We start from the raw sequence: 17,461 nt of genomic DNA on the forward strand, positions 1-17,461 counted from the left end.
TTCCGCCGAGGTCTTAAAGACCTATGGAAACGATAATGTTTATGATCTTGAAAGTTTTTTCCTAACTGATTTCTTGGAGCATCATGGCTCTCATCCAATCTGCAATGGACAAGCTGGGCACCGGTTATCGGACTTATCGAAAAAGATATCCGCGTCCGTCGATTGGACATTTTTTTGCTAAGCCCTCTCACAACTGGAAATTTGAAGTGTCGATCAAGACCGCCAATTGAAGTGGTACTAAAAGCTGTCCTTGGAACTTGTCTGCAGCGAACTTCTGCTTTCCGCCTTTTCTGTTGAAAAACTTGAATTTTGGCCGAAATCAAAAAAACTCAAAGTGCTGTTGCGTCTCTTTGTAGCCTCTCTGGACAGTTTTCACTAAGTATTAGCAAGCACCTGCTTTTGGTGGAAATCCTCAAGATCCGATTCCTCGAGTTTTTCAACAGAATACGCCTTCCTGAATGGTAACGGCATGCTGTTCCTCGACGAGACGATCGTTAAGAAAGGGCTGCATCCACACCTTCACCGCACCCGGTACGAGGATCCGCTCAGGGCCGACCTTGCCTAGTGTGAACTGGACGTCGCAGAAAGCGGCACCCTTTCCGGCCCGCGCTAAGCATCCGTCAACAATTCCGAAGTGGTCAAAGCAGAACTAGCTAAACTTGATCTGTAGGGTCGCTTCGGCCAGTAACTTGATCCTTCAGCGTTTCGCTCTCGCTGCGGTTCGCATGAATTACCGGTCTTTCCGCCAGTACGGTCCGGATCAATCCATAATGAAAAACTCATCGGGCCTGCTTCTGATCTGTTTTTCAACAAAACAGATCAGAAGGACGAGTATTTACCCTTCGCGTTCCAGTTTTTTTCGCGCCAGTTTGCGGGCACGGCGGATTGCTTCACCTTTTTCCCGTGCCTTTTTCTCAGACGGCTTTTCGAAGTGTTGCTTTAGTTTCATTTCTTGGAATACGCCTTCGCTTTGTAGCTTTTTCTTCAAAACCCGAAGAGCTTGATCGACGTTGTTGTCGCGAACACTAACCTGCATTTGGTTTTCACTACCTTTGTGGATTGACCTGAATCAGGTTTGCGAGAACCCGCGCCTTGTCAAGGTAATTTTGGTTTATGAAACTGCGCCTTGTAACAACGGTGTTCCGCAGACCTCGCTGTTTTCAATCGCTCGATAGTATGTTCTGTAACATTTATGCTCAGTCTATATCGGTTGTGGGGGCGTTGAAAAGCAGCTTCCATCGCGAAACAGGTATCCGCAAACGGTCATTTTGGCCAGCTCGCGCCACATATCCCTGTCATAGATAAGTCAGGCCGCAAGGATGGAATCCTTGAGTGAGCCGATTTCACTTATGACACCGAAAATGACCCATATATTCGCTCGGACGGCAAAGAGCTCAAGCAGTATCGCCGCGCGTTCAAAACACCAAGATCGAGACCAAACAAAGACGAAACGATACGGTACCGCGCCCGCAAGTCCGATTGCGATCAATGCGCATTGAAAGATAGATGCTGCCCAAAAGAGCCTAAGCGAAAAGTTACTAGATCAATCTATGAAAGCTCACGCGATGTTGCCCGCCAATTGGCCCAGACAAAGCAATACAGCATCTCATGCAAGTTGCGCAAAAAGGTCGAAATGTCCTTTGCGCATCTCAAACGCATTCATGGCTTTGGCAGGCTCCGATTGCGCGGTCCAAGCGGCGCACATGACGAATTCATCCTAGCCGCAACCGCCCAAAACCTAAAAAAGCTCGCGAAACTGGCTCCAAACCAGAACCGTATCGAAAAAGCAGCGTGACAACGTCACTTGGCAAGATTGTCAGAAAGGTACCTGCTCGAAAACTGTCGAGTTTTTCAACAGAATAGGCCGGAAGTGAAGCCAGCCCACCCCCCCTTGGCATGGTTCCTCCCGGCCCCCAAACGTATGCGGGGGGGCTAAGCGCGGCATTTTGCTAGCAACAGGCACTTTCACCGGGGAATCCAGGCGGAATCCACCCGGTGAAAAATTTTGGAAAAAGAGACTCATTATCAAAGACTTGTGGAAATACGATCTTGGCGCGCTGGATTCTTTTCGGAATCCAGGGAATCCAGTTTGCGGAAGCCACCCAGCCGGAAGCCAGGCACCGGAAGCCACCTGCTGAGAAGCCTCTGAATCCAAATCAGTTTACCATTTGGCAAAGCTGTCCGGCGTCTGGAACAGCCGCTTGGCCCCACCGCATGAGTTCGTTTTCCCTTGCAACTGCGCTCTCCGCAAACCGCATAAGGGGGTTTCGTCCAAGTATGCGGGCAAAACCATTTGCGGCAGTGGTCGATGCCGGGCCGACGGCACCGTCCATGCAAAGACCGGCATTGGCAACGCGATCCAGAGCCGCCGCATTTCGGATTACCCATTCCGCATCATGCGGCAAAAGGGCGGTTTGGGTGCTGCGGGGTTGCACCCAGCGGTCTTCCCTGTGGCGCTGGTCGAGGCGGTGCTGGCAGTGTTCAGCGACCCCAGCAACCTGATTTATGAACCTTTCAATAGCTCTGGTACCCAGCTGGTCGCCGCCGAACGCACTGGGCAGCGCTGCGGTGGAAGACGGCAGCCGGACACCGAGCCGTCTAACTGCAGGGGAGTAGCTTTCATCAGAAAGGAAGATGGCGCGCATCGCCCCAGATGCGAAGGAATGTGAAGCCCGGCCAACCATCCAAGATGATACCAGTATAAATCCCACCATCTTCATCGAAATGAAGGTGAACGTCGGCTCGATCCTGTTTCTTTGGTCGTCTGTAGAACGGGAAGGGCCGGAACCGGGCGGGATCTACAGATGTGAACCGCTTTTGACGCAGGACATCCTAAAGGCGGCGGCCCGCGATCTTCTGTCGTGACAATGAATGATCGCAGGCCGGTCGCAGGCGGCAGCCTAGTTCAACAGTCGAGGACGGCTCAGGCGGGCAACTTGTAGACCATCCCCGTACCCTCAACCTTCTCAGCGACAATCGGCAGGCCAAGCCTCTTCTTCAGCGCGCCCGAGATTGCCCCCCGGACCGTGTGAGCCTGCCACGATGTCGCCTCGACCATCTCGGCGACGCTTGCTCCCCCGGGGCGCTGCAAAAGCGCGATGATCTGCGCCTGCTTGTTCCCGGCGCGCGGGCTTGGCGGTTTGGGTGCGGGAGGTTGGGCCGCGTGGGTGCGGATCGCAGCTATCGTTTGCACCACAACCGGCTCCACGCCAATCGCCAGTAGCCCTGCGTCGGTGACGACCAGCGTGGTCCCGTGCCCATCGCCGGTCTCGCGCCATAGCGGCTCAGCCTTGCGCATATTAGCGTCGACCTCCTCGAGCCAGCCGCGTCCAATCATCATGCTGATGACCTTTTTCGCGGCAGCGCCGTGCAGCCCCTTGGGCAACGGCATCGCCAGATTGCTCGCGCGCTGGGCTGCGGCGCTGAGAATGATGGTCTGGGTTTCAGTGAGTTTGGTCATTGTGGCCTCTGCGTTCACGGCGTGCGGGATGCGGCACGCTTCTATGAGGCCAAGCCCCGCCATCGCGGGGCTGGTCCGGGGCGATGCACCATCACTCGGCGTATTCGCCCTCTTTGAAGGCGCTGTCGGTAACCTGGCGCAGCCGACTGGCGTAGTGGTTGAGGGTACCAACGTCGCCCCAGTTGATCTCCTCCGGGTTGGTTTCAAAATGGTCACCGCTGAGGGCGATCAGGCGCTCCAACATCGTATCGATCTCGGCTTTGGCAGAGATGAAGGCATTCAGGGCTTTGTCATTCGAGGTCGTAGCGCGGCGGGTGGTCATGGCTGCTCTCCTGTTCAGCGGGCTGTGGCTTGGCCAGCCGCAAAGGCCGCTTCCAGTGCGGCGCGGATCGACCAGACCGACACATCGTGAAAGTCGAGGCTGTCGCTGTTCCGGGTCTCCAGCGTCTCAAGATGAAAATGCTTGGCGGCAATCTCCAGCAGCAGGGCTTCGCTGGGGGCTTTGGTCTTTGTGGTCATGGCTTGGTCATCCTTGGGTGAGTTGCATCGTTTTGCTGCACCCAGATTCGCTCTAGTGGCGAGTGTAATCAACTGAATAGCAATTAAAAACATTATCTTAGTAGAGGTCTGCGTAGCTACGCATTTCTTCAGTACACATGAATCTGGCGAACGGGGCCGCAACGCCGCGCGAGGCTATTCACGCTGCGAGCCAGACAGGTTAGCCCGGCCGCATGGGAAGGCACAGCGTCGGGGCCATCGGTTTGACTTCACGGGCGATAAATCTAACTGAGTAGTATGGAAAATAGCACCAAAACATCTGTTCTCTACAACGCCAATTGCCCGGTCTGTAACTTTGAAATCGGGCATTACGCGCACTATGCGGGCAAGGCAGGTCTGCCGATCAGGTTTGATGATCTGAACACGGACGCGCGCAACCAATGGGGTTTGGATGCCGATACAGCGGCGCGCAGGCTCTATGTGCTGCATGACGGGGTGCTGACGTCGGGCATTCCGGCGTTTCTAGTGCTCTGGGCGCAGATGCCACGCTACCGTCTGCTGGGCCGGATCGTTGGCTTGCCGGGGATCAGGCAGATGGCGGGTGCGGCTTACGACTATGCCCTGGCCCCGTTGATTTACCGCTGGCACCTGCGCAGGTTGCCCAAGCAGCGCGTCTCCACCTGATACGGGAGCAGGCATTTGTTCAATGACAGCAATAGAAGTGCGGTGCCGACCGGGCGCGGATCCCGTCTGTGGTCCTTGGGCAGCGTGGCCGGGGGCAGCGTGGCCGGGGGCAGCGTGGCCGGGGGCAGTGTCAGCGGTGTGCCCCATGCCACCCCGTTGTTCCTGCATCGCAAATTCGGGGGCATCTATCTGCTGGCCAACAAACGTCGCGCACGTGTCGCACTGCGCCCGATGAACAAACCCTATTGCCACGATCAACCCTTGGAATGAACCTGATGACAGACTGGACCCCCAACCGCGCCGCCGGCGATGCAATCCTGAAAGCCTTCATCCCCCGCATGGGCCGCCGCTATGCCAATGGCCGCAACACCGACCACGGCGCAGGCGGGCATAAGGCGGTGTCGGTCCTGTCGCCCTATATCCGGCGCAGGCTGGTACTGGAACAGGATGCCGTGGCGGCTGCGCTGGCGGCGCATGGCCCCGTCGATGCCGAGAAATTCGTGCAGGAGGTCATCTGGCGCGGCTATTTCAAAGGCTGGCTGGAACGCCGCCCGCAGGTCTGGGCCAGCTATGTCACGGAGCTGGAGGCTGATCTGTCAGCCCTTGACCGCGACCGCCGCCTGCGCCGGGATGTAGACCGGGCGATGAATGGTCAAACGGGGATTGAATGCTTTGATGCACGGGCGATGGAACTGGTCGATACCGGTTATTTGCACAACCACGCGCGGATGTGGTTTGCGTCGATCTGGATATTCACGCTTGGCCTGCCATGGCGGTTGGGCGCGGATTTCTTTTACCGGCATCTGCTGGACGGCGATGCGGCGTCCAACACGCTGGGCTGGCGTTGGGCGGCGGGCCTGCACACGCGGGGCAAACCCTATCCGGCGGATGCGCAGAACATTGCGACATTTACGGCCGGGCGGTTCACCCCGCGCCGGTCTGATCTGGCAGAAGTGACCCAAGGGCTGGAGGCGACAGAACCCGATGGCCTGCCTTCGGTGCAGCCCTTGCGGGATGTGACAGCCCCGGGCACTGGCCTGCCTACAGCCCTACTGATCACCGATGAGGATTGCCGCCTTGAGGATTTCAACCTCGCGCGCTTTGATATCCGCAGCGTTGCCACGCTGAGTGCCAGCCATCTGCGGTCCCCCCTGCCCGTCTCAGGCTTGGTCACTGAGTTTGAAGCAGGCGCTCTCGCGGATGCCGCCCGACGCATCAGTGCGGAGCCTTTGCACTTGCACGCGGGCGACCCCGAAGCCCTTGCCAAATGGGCCAGCGGCGCGGGTGCCACACAGATTGCCACGCCTTATATTACCCAAGGCCCGCTACATGATTGGCTGGAACAGGCGGCCCCATCGCTTGCGCGCGCAGGCATCACCCTGTGCGAATGGCGGCGTGATTGGGATGCTGCCATCTGGCCCCATGCCACTGCGGGGTTCTTCAAGGTCAGGAAGAACATCCCCCGCATCCTCGAACAGGTGCTGCCCGCATGACGCCGGTTATCATCATTGGCGCGGGCATGGCCGGGCTGGCCTGTGCGCGCAGGTTGGCTGACGCGGGCATGGCACCCATCGTGCTGGACAAAGGGCGTGGCATTGGCGGGCGCGTGGCCACCCGACGGGCGGGGGATTTGCAGTTCGACCATGGCGCGCAATACGTTAATGCGCACGGCGCGGGGTTTGCGAGCGTGCTCGAAGCGCAGGAAACGGCGGGCGCGCTGGCCGGATGGGCGGATGGAACAGGCCGCACGCATATGGTCGGAGTGCCGGGCATGTCGGCCCTTCCCAAGGCGCTCGGGTCCGGGTTGGATATTCGGCAAAATACCCAAGTTCTGCGTCTGACACCGGATGCAGGGGGCTGGCTGCTGCATCTGGCTGACGGCACTTTGCGGGCGGCATCGGTCGTGGTCACGGTGCCCGCGCCGCAGGTCGCGGCGCTTGTGGGGGCGGATCACCCGCTGGTCGCACGCCTTGGCGCGGTGCAGATGGCCCCCTGCCTGACCCTGATGGCGGCGGTTCCGGGCCCTGCCCCTTTTCGCACCCGCAAAGATGCCGACGACCCGCTGTCATGGATCGCGCAAGACAGCGCCAAACCGGGCCGCCCCCAAGGGCACGGCACGCTGTGGGTGGCGCAGGCGGGGCTGGCGTTTAGCACGGCACATCTGGAAGATGATCCAGCCACCCTGACCGCCCGCATGCTGCCCCTACTGTGCGACAGCTTGGGCGCGTCACATGATACCGTAACCCATGCCAGCACCCACCGCTGGCGCTATGCGCGGGTCGTACAACCGCTTGGCCAGCCGTTTTTATGTAGTGACGACGCCAGCCTCTATCTGGGCGGCGACTGGTGCCTTGGCGCGCGAGTCGAAGCGGCATGGGACAGCGGCACCGCCATTGGCGCCGATCTGCTGGCCCAAAATAAGCGGGTGAGATGACCATGTGGACCGATCCGCGCATCGCCCGGCTGATCACGCTGATCCGCGCCGCCCTGCGGCCGCCCGCTGGGGCGGGGCGGATCGCACTGGCGCTGACCTTTGGTGTGCTGTGCCATGCGCTGTTTGCCGCCGCCGTGTTGGCGATGATCGTGGCGATGTTCTTTGGCCTGAGCGAAAGCCTCGGCACCGTGCCTTGGCCGATGGCGGCGCTGGCCAATGCAGCCCTGATCGCGCAGTTTCCGCTGGTTCATTCGGTGCAGCTGACTGGGCGCGGCGGGCGGCTTTTGGCGCGGCTGATCCCCGGCCCGTATGGGCAGACGCTGGCCACCACCACATATGCCATCATCGCTTCGGTCCAACTGCTGGCGCTGTTTGCGCTGTGGACACCGTCGGGCATTGTCTGGTGGCGGGCCGAGGGGGTGACCTTCTGGGCCATGACCACCGCTTACGCGGCCAGCTGGATGATCCTGCTGAAAGCCAGCTTTGACGCAGGGGCCGAGGTGCAATCAGGCGCGCTGGGCTGGATGTCACTTTTGGCGCGTATCCGTCCGGTGTTCCCCGACATGCCGACCAGCGGCCTGTTTCGCCTGATCCGCCAGCCGATCTATGTGGCGTTTGCGCTGACGCTCTGGACCCCACCGATCTGGACGCCGGATCAGTTGGCTCTGGCCGTCAGCCTGACCGCCTATTGCCTGTTGGCCCCGCGACTAAAGGAACGCCGTTTTGCCGCCCGCTACGGCACCCGCTTTGATGGCTACCGCGCAGCCGTGCCCTACATTCTGCCCCGACTGACCAAGCCGAAGGACCAATAAGGTGCGCAATGACCTGACGATCTATGACAAAGTGGCAGACCGCTGGTGGTCGGACGATGTCCGCTGGGTGCGCACGCTGAAAAACCTTGTGCCGGGTCGGCTGAATTGGTTCGACCGCCAGATCGACTGGCAGGGAAAAGCCGTGCTGGACCTTGGTTGCGCAGGCGGCTTTATGGCCGAGGCCTTGGCGGAGCGCGGCGCAGATGTCACCGGGATCGACCCGGCGGCCGACGCGGTTGACGCCGCCCGCGTCCATGCCCGCGCGACAGGTTTGCGCATCGGCTATGATGTGGGCGTGGGCGAGGCGCTGCCCTATGATGACAGCAGTTTTGACGCTGTTGTCTGCGTCGATGTGCTGGAACATGTCGCCGACCTGAACAAGGTTCTGTCCGAAGTCGCCCGCACCCTGCGCCCCGGCGGGCTGTTTTTGTTCGACACAATCAACCGCAACCCGCTGGCCCGGCTTGCCACAATCACCATCGCCGAAGACATCCTGCGCCTGCTGCCGCGCGGCACGCATGACCCCGCCATGTTCATAAAGCCACGCGAGTTGCGCGCCGCCATGCAGGGGGCCGGGTTGGTGCCGGGCGCTGTGACCGGCCTTGGCCCGCGCGGGATAAACCGCCGGTTCGATCTGACCTTTGGCCCGTTGCCGCTAACGGCAATCCTCTATATGGGGGTTGCGCGCAAACCCTTGGCCGGGACGGCATGATGACCGATCTGGTGCGCGAAAACGTCCAATCCTACCCCCGCCCGCCCGCGCTGGAATCCGTGCCGCAGCGGATCATGATCCGGCTAGGCGGGGCGCTAGTCTCAGAAACCGACCGCGCCATGCGGGTGCTGGAAACCCACCATGCCCCCAGCTACTACCTCTTGCCCGAGGACATCCACGCCACCCTGCGCCCGGTTCAAGGCAGCAGCTTTTGCGAGTGGAAGGGCGTCGTGCGCTACTTCGATGTGATCGCCGGGGGCAAGACCGCGTCCCGCGCCGCATGGTGCTATGACAGCCCCACTCCCGGATTTGCCGCCCTTGCAGGATATGTCGCGTTTTATGCCGGGCTTATGGAGGAGGCATGGGTCGGCGATCTGCGCGTCCTCCCGCAGCCGGGCGACTTTTACGGCGGCTGGGTCACGCCCAATCTGGACGGCCAGATCAAAGGCGCGCCGGGCACGCGACATTGGTAAAAGACGTCATGCGGATACTTTTTGCAGCGGTCTTTCTTGCAACGCTCTTTGGTGCGGCCATGCCGCCCGCGCTGGCTGACGGATCTGCAACCGGGCCAACTCTTCTAGAGGATTTTACCGTGCAGCCGGAAACCCGTTGGCGTTTCTTCACCGATCAGGTGATGGGGGGCGTGTCCACCGGGGGTATCGGGTTCGTGCGGGACGACGGGTCGTCCTGCGCGCGGATAACGGGCCGGGTCAGCACCGCCAACCCGGGCGGGTTCATCCAGATGCGGCTTGATCTGGACAACCCGCCGCCCGAGGGCACAACCGGCGTGCGGCTTGTCCCGCGCGTGAACTCCCAGCGTTACTTTGTTCACCTGCGCACAGGGGCACGCTGCTGCCATGGCAATACGATCAGGCAGGGTTCGAGGTTTCGGAAAGCTGGGAAAGGTGCGATTCGGCGCTATATTTCCTTTTGCATAGGGGTCGGACGCGACCAACAAATCTAATGCTATAATTAGCGCAAGGACCGAAGCCATAATCACAGTTATCAAAACCATTGTCGTGACTGTTTGGCGTTTCATTTTTGATCACAGGGTCAGCCCCCTTCGTCATATTCCCGATGTCGCAACTCGGCACCATGTTTTGCAGGTACTGGGCTTTATGTGGGCGGTCAGTTTTTGTGTCGCGATCGGAAGTTACACGTTTCTTGCGGCCAGCATACTTGGTCATGCGGCTTTGATTGCGGCGGCTGCGGTCACGGCAGCCACGTTTACGGTCGCGGCCAAGCGGCCAAAGCTATTCATGCGCGGAGCGGGACGCCGCCGCGATGGAGAGCATGATTGAGGGTGGATTGTCATCGCAGCCGCTGCTTGTCGCTGGGTCAAACCGGCTTCGGCAGGGCGGCAGCAAAGACATGCGTCAACCGTCCTAATACAAAGCTTCGGCAGGTGAATATTCCCGGACATTATTTATCGTCAAAACTGGAGGTTTCGTTGTGAAAATTCTTATCATTGGTGCCAGCAAGGGTATTGGGTTGGCAACGACCACGGCGGCACTGGCCGCTGGCTATGAGGTGCGCGCCTTCGCACGGTCTGCCGCCGACATGACCCTGTCCGATCCGCGACTGGAAAAGATGCCAGGTGATGCGACGCACCAGCAAGATGTCGAAGCTGCGCTTGCAGACGTCGATGCCGTGATCGCGACACTTGGCGTGGGCTTGGGCGACCTTATCAAACCCGTGCATCTGTTTTCCGATGCGACGCGTGTGATTGTCGCGGCGATGACGGAAAAATCAGTCAAGCGTCTTGTCTGCGTCACAGGTTTCGGGGCTGGCGACAGCCGGGCCAGCATCGGCGTGCTACAACGCGTGCCGTTTCAGATCGTGTTTGGCCGTGCCTATGACGACAAGACCCGTCAGGAAGACCTGATCAAGCAAAGCGGCCTGGACTGGACGATTGCGCGGCCCGGCGTGCTGCTGAACGGCCCGAAATCCAGCCACTATAAGGTGCTTCGCGACCCGGCCTCGTGGCGCAACGGGATTATTTCCCGCGCAAGCGTCGCCGATTTCCTTGTGAAACAGATCGAAGATCGCACATATCTGCATGCGGCACCCGTTCTAGTCAATTGACTGCATCCGTTACCGAACGTGTCCGACGCGCATCGTCGCGACGCTTATAGCGGTGGGCGTAAAATCTGCCCCCGAAAAGAGGACCGCTGCCGTCAGCTGTGCCGCGAGGTGCCTTGTCGCCGCTCAAAGGACCACTACAACCTGCCCATGGCAAAACGAACCTCACCTTCCGACGCGCACAAGATTTCGGTTGCCGCCGATCTTGAAGAGCTTGTCCAGGACAAGCGTGAAGACTGGCGCGCCTCTGGTGCGAAAGCGCGTCGGCGCCAGCGTCGTTACAAGGCGCTTTTGACCCAGCAATTGATGAAGGTGGGTCCTTACCCCGTTGACGATGATCTCATGGACGACGACGTTTGATATGCAGCCATCCAAGTGCCGAAATGCGCCGGGCCAAAAGATTTTCTTACATTTACCGGAGCTCTGACCTTGCCTGCATACAGCCAAATCGAATTGAAAGACCTGAAGGTCGCGGCCCGGATCGGAACCTACGGCACGGGCGACGTTGTGCCCGAGGCGCATCTGCTTGACCTGACCCTGACCATCGCGCCGGAGCTCGTGTTGATTGCGCAGGATGGGATGGCGCATGTTTTCGACTATGACCCGCTGATCCGCGAAATCGATGCCTTGGCGCGCGCGTGTCCTTACGAAACGCAAGAGCGGTTGATGACACGCATCGTCCATGCCTGCGCCGCTTACCCCGCAATCAAGGCGCTGGATATCTGCCTGCGCAAGCGGCCCGTTCTGGCCGGATCAGGCAGTCTTGGCGTGCGGCTGACCTTGGATGCCGAAGCGCTGACGGCGCAGCGTCCCGCGGCGGTCTGATTGCACCGGACAGTCCTTGCGTCCGCCGCATCAGGGCGCGAGCCACGTCCCGGCCCAGCGCGCATCGCGATCAAACCGGGCGCGGCGATGGTGGGCCCCAAGATGCACCGCATCAATGGTCTGCACGGTCAGCCGCAGAACGGCGAAGCTTGCCGCGTCTGGCTGCTTTGCATAGTCAAGCGATTGTGAAATCGGTTGCCCCGGTGCGGGCAGGCTGCCGTAGGATTGGCGCGACGCGTCCGGAAACCCAGCCCACGTTGCCGCCACATCCGCGCCAGTCAGGATCGTCACCGTGGCCTCCAACCGCATTTGCAGGTGCGCAGCTTCGTCCAACACATGCAGCGCGGCAAAGGGCGTGGCGCGCAAATCCGCCACTTTGGACGATTGCAGGTCGGTGTGAATGTCCAGTGTCCCTGTGCTTTTGTCCGCCGCGCGAAGAACCACCGTTCTTGCCTGCGGCTTGCCATCTGGCGTGACCGTCGCCAAGGTCGGATGACGGGTCGGGGCGCGCCGGTCGCGCACACCGCGCACAAGCCGCGTCCAGACCTGCGCGTAGAGGCCGGACAGATCAGCAGCCCAAGGGTGCAGATCCGAGGTCATTTATATACCTCGCGCCGGTCAGAGAATGCCCGGACCCGCCTGCGCCATGCGCGGTAGCTGCCAGTTTTCAGATTTTGCCGCATCAGGGTTTTCACCGCATCCGGGCCCAGCCCGTGCAGGTTTTTAATCGCGGCGAAACTGTCGTGATCGCTTAACGCCATCTCGATGATTTCACCAACGCTTGCGGGATCGAGTACGGGGTGTTTCATAACATCCGAACTGCGCCGGTGGTGCGGCAAGTCAAGGTATGGATGCGACGCTGCAAAATTCACATTCTGGTGGCTACGCGCTACATTGCCACTGGGTTGGGTAAGGTTCAGTTTCCGCCGCTGATTGTGGTCGCGGCACCAAGCAGGCGCTACATCTGCGTGACGGCAACGGACGGACAGCTTGTCGGGGCGAGGACCAGATGCAACACGATTTCGACTTCCTACAAACGCCTCCCGACAATCCGGTTGCGCGCTACGTTCATATGACGCGCACGGTCATGCCTAAGCTCGCGCTTGGCGAAAAGCGTCACTGGCCCGTGCAGAACGACCATTGTTTTCAGCGCATTGTGCTGGATACGGTCTGCGAAGGGGTCTGGTATGACCACATCACCCGGCCTGCCTATAAGCACCTGAGTCAAACACAAGCCTTGGCTGCGGTTCATCTTTGCGAACAGATCATCGCAGACCAGGTTGACCTCACGGTGCTGAACCAGAAGTCGCTTGCGTGGCGCGGCAAGCTAAGGCTGCCCCCTTTATGACGCGCTCTGCGACGGCCTGACCCTTGGGCAGCGATCAAGATTCATCGCCGCTTATGGCGCGTTCTTTGTCGCTCGCGGATGCCCGGCATTCGCTTTCGTCGGCCAAACCTCAAGGACCCCGCATAGAATAACCAACCCGCCGCCTATCATCTCGCTGGCAGACAGAGTTTCCCCGGCAAAGATCGCCGCAGTCAGCGCACCGAAAATCACCTCGGGCATCAGAAGGATACCCACCCGAGCCGGGTCAAGCCGAATAGTGGCCCACATCAGGCCGGCAATCGACAGCCCCCACCATAGCCCACCCGTGGCGAGCACCGTGATCCCGACCCAAACCGCATCTTCTCCAGCGATTGTGAGCAGGGGTTCAAGAAACGGGGCAAATGCCAAGGAGGTCAGCGTCGCGCCAGAGGCGAAGATGAACGCCGCAGGCAGCGGGGGCACGCGGGACTTCAGGCGCATTCCTGCGGTGGCAGCCGCCCAGACCAGCCCACCGACGAAGGCCATCCATTCGCCCAGACTGCGCGGAACCGGCACGCTACCCTCACCACCGAGCATGACGAACAATCCGGCAAGCCCCACGCCAATTGCGATCAACCGCAGTGTGGGAACTTGCCATCGCAGAACGAATTTGGCGATCAGCACGCTCCAGACCGGGCTGAAAAACCACAAAAGGACGACAAGCGCCACTTTGCCATAGAGAAAACCGATGGAATACAGCGCGAAGGCGGCACCGCCCAGCGCAATCGACACCACCCCAACCAATCCAGTGTCCCGAAACAGATGCGTCTTTCCCGCAACGAACGGCAGCAGGAAGAGCATCGCCGCCAGGGTGATCGCGCCCGTACCCCAAGCGCCATCCAGCCCAAGTGCTGCGATTGCGCGCACAGGCACCCAGTACACGCCCCAGAAAACACCAACGCAAAGCACAATCACGGAGGCAAGGAAGGCTGTGTTCATGTCTTTTTCCCTTAAGGCAATATCACGTCGCTAAACCCCGTCGAAGCAGCTTGCGCCTCCGGCTCAACCCTTGAACCGGTTTTTCCAACATGCAGCCTCAAAGCCCCGACGTGGCACGACCGAAACCCGACATACCATCCATAACCTGCTTGACGCGGACCTTGAAATCGCATTTTTTGACATTCGCGACAGGGGCGTCCGGGTATCCGGGCTGAGAAGCACCCTTTGAACCTGAACCAGGTAATGCTGGCGTAGGGAGTCTTCGGTAGGTGCCCCCCTTCGGCCTGTGATGGCCATACCGGGCCTGCCAATGGCCCCTTGCATGCAGCGAGGGAGCGATATGGAAGACATCGGAACAATTCTTGCCAAGATGCGGGCGACAGCGCCTCTTGTGCACCAAATCACCAATTATGTGGCCATGAACATCGCCGCCAACGTGGCTCTGGCGGCAGGGGCATCGCCCGCCATGGTGCATGCCCGCGAAGAGGTGGTAGAGTTTGCGGGCCTCGCACAGGCGCTCAGCGTGAACATCGGCACGCTGGATGCGGCTTGGGCCGAGGCGATGGAGATGACCGCGCAGGCGATGGCGGCGAGCGATCGGCCATGGGTGCTGGACCCCGTCGGCGTGGGGGCCACGCGGTTTCGACAAGATGTCTGCGCGCGGCTTATGGCTCTGCAGCCAACGGTCATTCGCGGCAATGCGTCCGAAATTCTCGCGTTGGCAGGGTCTGGAGGCGCCGGACGCGGCGCGGACAGTGCCGACCCGGTGGCCGCAGCCGAGGCCAGCGCGCGCGACCTTGCTACCCGCTGTGGTGCGGTGGTCGCGGTGTCTGGTCCGGTGGACTATGTCACCGATGGAATCCAAGGGTTCCGCGTGGCGAATGGCGATGCGCTGATGCCGCGCGTGACCGCCTTGGGCTGTTCGTTGAACGGGGTGATCGCCGCGTTTCTGGTGGGCCAACCCGCCCTGTCCGCGACTGTGGCCGCTTTGGCCTATTTCGGGCTGGCGGGCGAACGCGCGGCGCAAGCGGCCAATGGTCCCGGCAGTTTTCAGGTGGCGTTTCTGGATGCACTTTACGCCCTGACGCCGCAGGATGTGACCGCAGGCGCAAAGGTCAGCCGCGCATGATGGGGCCGATTTATGTGATCACCGATCCCGGCGCAGACCTTCCCGTGGTCGAACAGGCGCGCGCGGCGGCGCGGGGTGGGGCTGCGTGGGTGCAACTGCGCCACAAGACCGCGTCCAGTAACGATCTGGCGGCGCTTATACGGCAGATCTTGCAGGAAATGACTGCCTTTGGCGCGCGGCTGATCGTGAATGACCGGGTCGAGGTCGCGCTGGAAACCGGCGTGCATGGGCTGCACATCGGTCAGGGCGATGGCGACGCGGCGGCCATTCGCCAACGGATGCCCCCCGGAATGATCCTTGGTCTGTCCATCGAGACTGTGGCGCAAGCCCGCGTAATACCGCCCGGTGTGGATTACATCGGCGCAGGCCCGGTGCGGGCCACGTCGACCAAGCCCGATCATGCCACCCCGATCGGCTTTGAAGGTTTGGCGCAAATTGTGGCGGCTGCGGCGCTACCCACCTATGCCATCGGCGGCCTGAACCCTGGCGATGCCAGGGCGGTGCGCGCCACCGGGGCCATTGGCATGGCCGTGGTCAGCGCTGTGACCCGCGCGCCGGACCCAGAGGCTGCAACCCGTGCCCTGCTGGCAGAATGGGGGACAGCATGATCCCCAACATCCTGTCGATTGCAGGGTCTGACCCGTCGGGTGGCGCGGGAATACAGGCCGATATCAAAACGATCTTGGCCAATGGTGGCTATGCCATGGCCGTGATCACCGCGCTGACGGCGCAGAACACCCAAGGCGTGACTGGCGTGCAGATGATTGCGCCAGATTTCGTGATGGCACAAATTGCGGCAATCCGCGCCGATATTCGGGTGGATGCGGTCAAAATCGGGATTCTGGGTGATGCCGGGATCGTCGGCGCAGTTGTCGCTGGGCTGTCCGGCCTTGACGCACCCATCGTCCTCAATCCGGTGATGGTTGCCAAAAGCGGGGACCGGCTGTTGCAGACCGCAGCGGTTGCCGCCTTGTGCGCAGCGTTGCCGATGGCAACTGTTGTCACCCCGAACCTGCCCGAGGCCGCCGACCTACTGGACCTACCCGAGGCTATGACCCGCACCGACATGGAAGACCAAGCGCACGCGCTGCTGGCGCTTGGTCCACGCGCGGTACTGCTCAAGGGCGGCCATCTGGGAGGGGACGATTGCCCGGATCTTCTGGCCAGTGCGGAAGGACTGGTGTGGCTGCCCGGCGTTCGCGTCGCAACCCGCAAGACCCATGGCACAGGCTGCACACTGTCCTCGGCGCTGGCGACACATCTGGGCCTTGGACTGACCCTGCCTGAGGCCGCAGCGCACGCCAAGGCCTATGTCGCCCGCGCCATCGCGACCGCAGATGCCCTAACGGTCGGGATGGGCCATGGCCCGACCCACCACTTTCACGCTCTATTCAAAGGAAACACTCTATGACGCGCCCAATCTCTGATCTGACTGTTCTTGTCACCGGTGCTGGCCGCGGCCTTGGAGCCGCCATCGCCCGCGCCTTTCACCGCGAAGGCGCACGGGTCGCTATAAACTACCGCAACAGCCAGGCGGCGGCTGAAGCACTTGCCACCGAGCTTGGTCCCCGTGCTGGCGCGTTCAAGGCGGATGTGACAAGCTCGGAACAAGTCGGGGCGATGATGGATCAGATCACCGCACGCTTTGGCGCCCCGGATGTGCTGGTCCACAACGCCTTGGCTGATTTCGCCTTCAACGGTGATGCGCGGGCACATCTGGACCGCATGAGCTGGGCCGATATCGCACGGCAGACCGAAACATCGGTGGGTGGTGCGCTGAACTGCCTCCAGGCAATGCAAACCCACTGCGCGGCACAGGGTTACGGTCGGATCGTCACGATCGGCACCAACCTGATGCAAAATCCAGTCGTGCCCTATCACGACTACACTGCTGCCAAGGGCGCACTTTTGGCCTTTACGCGCACAGCGGCAAAGGAGCTGGGGCCGATGGGGATCACGGTAAACATGGTGTCTGGTGGTCTGTTGCGGACCACAGATGCCAGTGCCGCCACCCCTGATGCGGTGTTCGACATCATCGCCTCTCAAACGCCGCTGGGCCGGGTGACCACACCCGAAGACATGGCCGATGCGGTCCTGTTCTTCGCATCGCCATGGGCGCGGGCCGTGACGGGACAGAATCTGATCGTCGATGGTGGGCTTGTATTCGGGTAAAAAAACTAGCGGGGCTCCAGCGGATAGGCCTTGGGAGTCCCGCGATGCCACATAGCTATGCGACCCACCTGCGTTAGCCTTGCATGCAAAGGTTAAGCGATGGGCTGGGCGCCCCCGGCGGCACCCAACGTGCCAAAGTAGCGGGTGTTGGAACACCACTAGCAGCGGAGGGTTTATAAAATAGGTTGGCATTTTCGGCCGAGGTTTGTTCAGGAATGTGTTTCATGCGCACGGCGCGGGAACCGGCGGCTCTGTGGTATTCCGCCGGAAGTTATCCCGCCCGCAGTAGCTGAGGGTATTGGGTGAGCAACAGTCCTGCATCGCGGCGATGGAAGCCTGCGCCAGCAT

At 60.7% G+C, this 17,461-nt stretch carries 27 protein-coding genes and 1 riboswitch; of the genes, 20 read left to right on the top strand and 7 right to left on the bottom strand.

What is annotated here, in order from left to right; translation table 11 throughout:
• Nucleotides 1–835 precede the first annotated feature (835 nt).
• Nucleotides 836–1,036 carry a 30S ribosomal protein S21 gene (gene rpsU, locus OAN307_RS22655; protein WP_015501754.1) on the bottom strand — a complete coding sequence of 67 codons (201 nt, stop codon included), beginning with the start codon at nucleotides 1,034–1,036 and terminating at the stop codon, nucleotides 836–838.
• 417 nt (nucleotides 1,037–1,453) lie between these two features.
• Between rpsU and OAN307_RS27330 the strand changes: the two genes are divergently transcribed.
• The 3 genes from OAN307_RS27330 (at nucleotide 1,454) to OAN307_RS27340 (ending at nucleotide 2,865) form a co-directional block, all read left to right on the top strand.
• Nucleotides 1,454–1,795, top strand: a complete 342-nt coding sequence (locus tag OAN307_RS27330; protein WP_408634950.1) for a transposase — start codon at nucleotides 1,454–1,456, stop codon at nucleotides 1,793–1,795.
• 601 nt (nucleotides 1,796–2,396) lie between these two features.
• The gene (locus tag OAN307_RS30530) at nucleotides 2,397–2,669 is read left to right on the top strand and encodes a DNA methyltransferase (protein WP_245541067.1); all 273 of its coding nucleotides are present in this window, start codon (nucleotides 2,397–2,399) and stop codon (nucleotides 2,667–2,669) included.
• Complete coding sequence (locus tag OAN307_RS27340) at nucleotides 2,635–2,865, top strand: hypothetical protein (protein WP_083903192.1); 231 nt, start codon at nucleotides 2,635–2,637, stop codon at nucleotides 2,863–2,865. The genes OAN307_RS30530 and OAN307_RS27340 overlap by 35 nt, the downstream gene beginning before the upstream one ends.
• 58 nt (nucleotides 2,866–2,923) lie before the next feature.
• On the opposite strand, the gene OAN307_RS22670 is transcribed toward OAN307_RS27340, so the two are convergent.
• The 3 genes from OAN307_RS22670 to OAN307_RS22680 all read right to left on the bottom strand — a co-directional run bounded on the left by OAN307_RS22670 (nucleotide 2,924) and on the right by OAN307_RS22680 (nucleotide 3,979).
• Nucleotides 2,924–3,460: a DUF3489 domain-containing protein gene (locus OAN307_RS22670; RefSeq protein ID WP_015501755.1), complete on the bottom strand. Its 537-nt coding sequence runs from the start codon at nucleotides 3,458–3,460 to the stop codon at nucleotides 2,924–2,926.
• Between the two features lie 91 nt (nucleotides 3,461–3,551).
• Nucleotides 3,552–3,782, bottom strand: a complete 231-nt coding sequence (locus OAN307_RS22675) for a hypothetical protein (protein WP_044044283.1) — start codon at nucleotides 3,780–3,782, stop codon at nucleotides 3,552–3,554.
• 14 nt (nucleotides 3,783–3,796) lie between these two features.
• Nucleotides 3,797–3,979: a DUF6900 domain-containing protein gene (locus tag OAN307_RS22680; RefSeq protein WP_044045102.1), complete on the bottom strand. Its 183-nt coding sequence runs from the start codon at nucleotides 3,977–3,979 to the stop codon at nucleotides 3,797–3,799.
• A gap of 276 nt (nucleotides 3,980–4,255) precedes the next feature.
• Between OAN307_RS22680 and OAN307_RS22685 the strand changes: the two genes are divergently transcribed.
• The 12 genes from OAN307_RS22685 (at nucleotide 4,256) to OAN307_RS22740 (ending at nucleotide 11,507) form a co-directional block, all read left to right on the top strand.
• The gene (locus OAN307_RS22685) at nucleotides 4,256–4,642 is read left to right on the top strand and encodes a thiol-disulfide oxidoreductase DCC family protein (RefSeq protein WP_015501757.1); all 387 of its coding nucleotides are present in this window, start codon (nucleotides 4,256–4,258) and stop codon (nucleotides 4,640–4,642) included.
• A 99-nt stretch (nucleotides 4,643–4,741) separates the two neighbouring features.
• On the top strand, nucleotides 4,742–4,912 hold the full coding sequence (locus OAN307_RS29250; protein WP_187292589.1) for a hypothetical protein: 171 nt from the start codon (nucleotides 4,742–4,744) through the stop codon (nucleotides 4,910–4,912).
• Between the two features lie 5 nt (nucleotides 4,913–4,917).
• Entirely contained in the window at nucleotides 4,918–6,135 is a 1,218-nt protein-coding gene (locus tag OAN307_RS22695; RefSeq protein WP_015501758.1) for an FAD-binding domain-containing protein, read from the top strand.
• Entirely contained in the window at nucleotides 6,132–7,076 is a 945-nt protein-coding gene (locus OAN307_RS22700) for an NAD(P)/FAD-dependent oxidoreductase (protein WP_015501759.1), read from the top strand. The genes OAN307_RS22695 and OAN307_RS22700 overlap by 4 nt, the downstream gene beginning before the upstream one ends.
• 2 nt (nucleotides 7,077–7,078) lie before the next feature.
• A complete protein-coding gene (locus OAN307_RS22705) occupies nucleotides 7,079–7,888 on the top strand; it encodes a methyltransferase family protein (RefSeq protein WP_015501760.1) in 810 nt (269 codons plus the stop codon).
• A 1-nt stretch (nucleotide 7,889) separates the two neighbouring features.
• The gene (gene ubiG, locus OAN307_RS22710) at nucleotides 7,890–8,600 is read left to right on the top strand and encodes a bifunctional 2-polyprenyl-6-hydroxyphenol methylase/3-demethylubiquinol 3-O-methyltransferase UbiG (RefSeq protein WP_015501761.1); all 711 of its coding nucleotides are present in this window, start codon (nucleotides 7,890–7,892) and stop codon (nucleotides 8,598–8,600) included.
• Nucleotides 8,597–9,073: a DUF427 domain-containing protein gene (locus tag OAN307_RS22715; protein ID WP_044044288.1), complete on the top strand. Its 477-nt coding sequence runs from the start codon at nucleotides 8,597–8,599 to the stop codon at nucleotides 9,071–9,073. The genes ubiG and OAN307_RS22715 overlap by 4 nt, the downstream gene beginning before the upstream one ends.
• 8 nt (nucleotides 9,074–9,081) lie before the next feature.
• Nucleotides 9,082–9,564: a CIA30 family protein gene (locus tag OAN307_RS22720; RefSeq protein WP_015501762.1), complete on the top strand. Its 483-nt coding sequence runs from the start codon at nucleotides 9,082–9,084 to the stop codon at nucleotides 9,562–9,564.
• Nucleotides 9,565–9,619: 55 nt separating this feature from the next.
• Complete coding sequence (locus tag OAN307_RS22725; RefSeq protein WP_015501763.1) at nucleotides 9,620–9,901, top strand: hypothetical protein; 282 nt, start codon at nucleotides 9,620–9,622, stop codon at nucleotides 9,899–9,901.
• Nucleotides 9,902–10,052: 151 nt separating this feature from the next.
• Complete coding sequence (locus tag OAN307_RS22730; RefSeq protein WP_015501764.1) at nucleotides 10,053–10,685, top strand: NAD(P)-dependent oxidoreductase; 633 nt, start codon at nucleotides 10,053–10,055, stop codon at nucleotides 10,683–10,685.
• Between the two features lie 147 nt (nucleotides 10,686–10,832).
• On the top strand, nucleotides 10,833–11,042 hold the full coding sequence (locus tag OAN307_RS22735) for a hypothetical protein (RefSeq protein WP_044044291.1): 210 nt from the start codon (nucleotides 10,833–10,835) through the stop codon (nucleotides 11,040–11,042).
• 69 nt (nucleotides 11,043–11,111) lie between these two features.
• Nucleotides 11,112–11,507: a dihydroneopterin aldolase gene (locus OAN307_RS22740; RefSeq protein WP_015501766.1), complete on the top strand. Its 396-nt coding sequence runs from the start codon at nucleotides 11,112–11,114 to the stop codon at nucleotides 11,505–11,507.
• A 30-nt stretch (nucleotides 11,508–11,537) separates the two neighbouring features.
• Here OAN307_RS22740 and OAN307_RS22745 read toward each other — a convergent pair whose 3' ends face one another.
• Nucleotides 11,538–12,107 (bottom strand): pyridoxamine 5'-phosphate oxidase family protein, encoded by a 570-nt coding sequence (locus tag OAN307_RS22745; protein ID WP_015501767.1) that lies wholly within the window; start codon nucleotides 12,105–12,107, stop codon nucleotides 11,538–11,540.
• Nucleotides 12,104–12,316 (bottom strand): DUF2805 domain-containing protein, encoded by a 213-nt coding sequence (locus tag OAN307_RS22750; RefSeq protein WP_015501768.1) that lies wholly within the window; start codon nucleotides 12,314–12,316, stop codon nucleotides 12,104–12,106. The genes OAN307_RS22745 and OAN307_RS22750 overlap by 4 nt, the downstream gene beginning before the upstream one ends.
• Before the next feature lie 200 nt (nucleotides 12,317–12,516).
• Between OAN307_RS22750 and OAN307_RS22755 the strand changes: the two genes are divergently transcribed.
• Nucleotides 12,517–12,855: a hypothetical protein gene (locus OAN307_RS22755; RefSeq protein WP_015501769.1), complete on the top strand. Its 339-nt coding sequence runs from the start codon at nucleotides 12,517–12,519 to the stop codon at nucleotides 12,853–12,855.
• Nucleotides 12,856–12,906: 51 nt separating this feature from the next.
• Here the strand turns inward: OAN307_RS22755 and OAN307_RS22760 are convergent, their stop codons facing one another.
• Nucleotides 12,907–13,812 carry a DMT family transporter gene (locus OAN307_RS22760; RefSeq protein WP_015501770.1) on the bottom strand — a complete coding sequence of 302 codons (906 nt, stop codon included), beginning with the start codon at nucleotides 13,810–13,812 and terminating at the stop codon, nucleotides 12,907–12,909.
• Between the two features lie 180 nt (nucleotides 13,813–13,992).
• Nucleotides 13,993–14,087: riboswitch (TPP riboswitch) on the top strand.
• Nucleotides 14,088–14,152: 65 nt separating this feature from the next.
• Here OAN307_RS22760 and thiM point away from each other — a divergent pair.
• The 4 genes from thiM to OAN307_RS22780 are packed head-to-tail and all read left to right on the top strand — an operon-like array spanning nucleotide 14,153 to nucleotide 17,113.
• Nucleotides 14,153–14,941, top strand: a complete 789-nt coding sequence (thiM, locus tag OAN307_RS22765) for a hydroxyethylthiazole kinase (RefSeq protein WP_015501771.1) — start codon at nucleotides 14,153–14,155, stop codon at nucleotides 14,939–14,941.
• The gene (gene thiE, locus OAN307_RS22770) at nucleotides 14,941–15,549 is read left to right on the top strand and encodes a thiamine phosphate synthase (protein ID WP_015501772.1); all 609 of its coding nucleotides are present in this window, start codon (nucleotides 14,941–14,943) and stop codon (nucleotides 15,547–15,549) included. Before thiM ends, thiE begins: the two co-directional genes overlap by 1 nt.
• Nucleotides 15,546–16,352 (top strand): bifunctional hydroxymethylpyrimidine kinase/phosphomethylpyrimidine kinase, encoded by an 807-nt coding sequence (thiD, locus tag OAN307_RS22775; RefSeq protein WP_015501773.1) that lies wholly within the window; start codon nucleotides 15,546–15,548, stop codon nucleotides 16,350–16,352. The genes thiE and thiD overlap by 4 nt, the downstream gene beginning before the upstream one ends.
• A complete protein-coding gene (locus OAN307_RS22780) occupies nucleotides 16,349–17,113 on the top strand; it encodes a 3-oxoacyl-ACP reductase (protein WP_015501774.1) in 765 nt (254 codons plus the stop codon). Before thiD ends, OAN307_RS22780 begins: the two co-directional genes overlap by 4 nt.
• The last annotated feature ends 348 nt before the right edge of the window (nucleotides 17,114–17,461 follow it).

Source organism: Octadecabacter antarcticus 307, assembly GCF_000155675.2.
GTDB lineage: Bacteria > Pseudomonadota > Alphaproteobacteria > Rhodobacterales > Rhodobacteraceae > Octadecabacter > Octadecabacter antarcticus.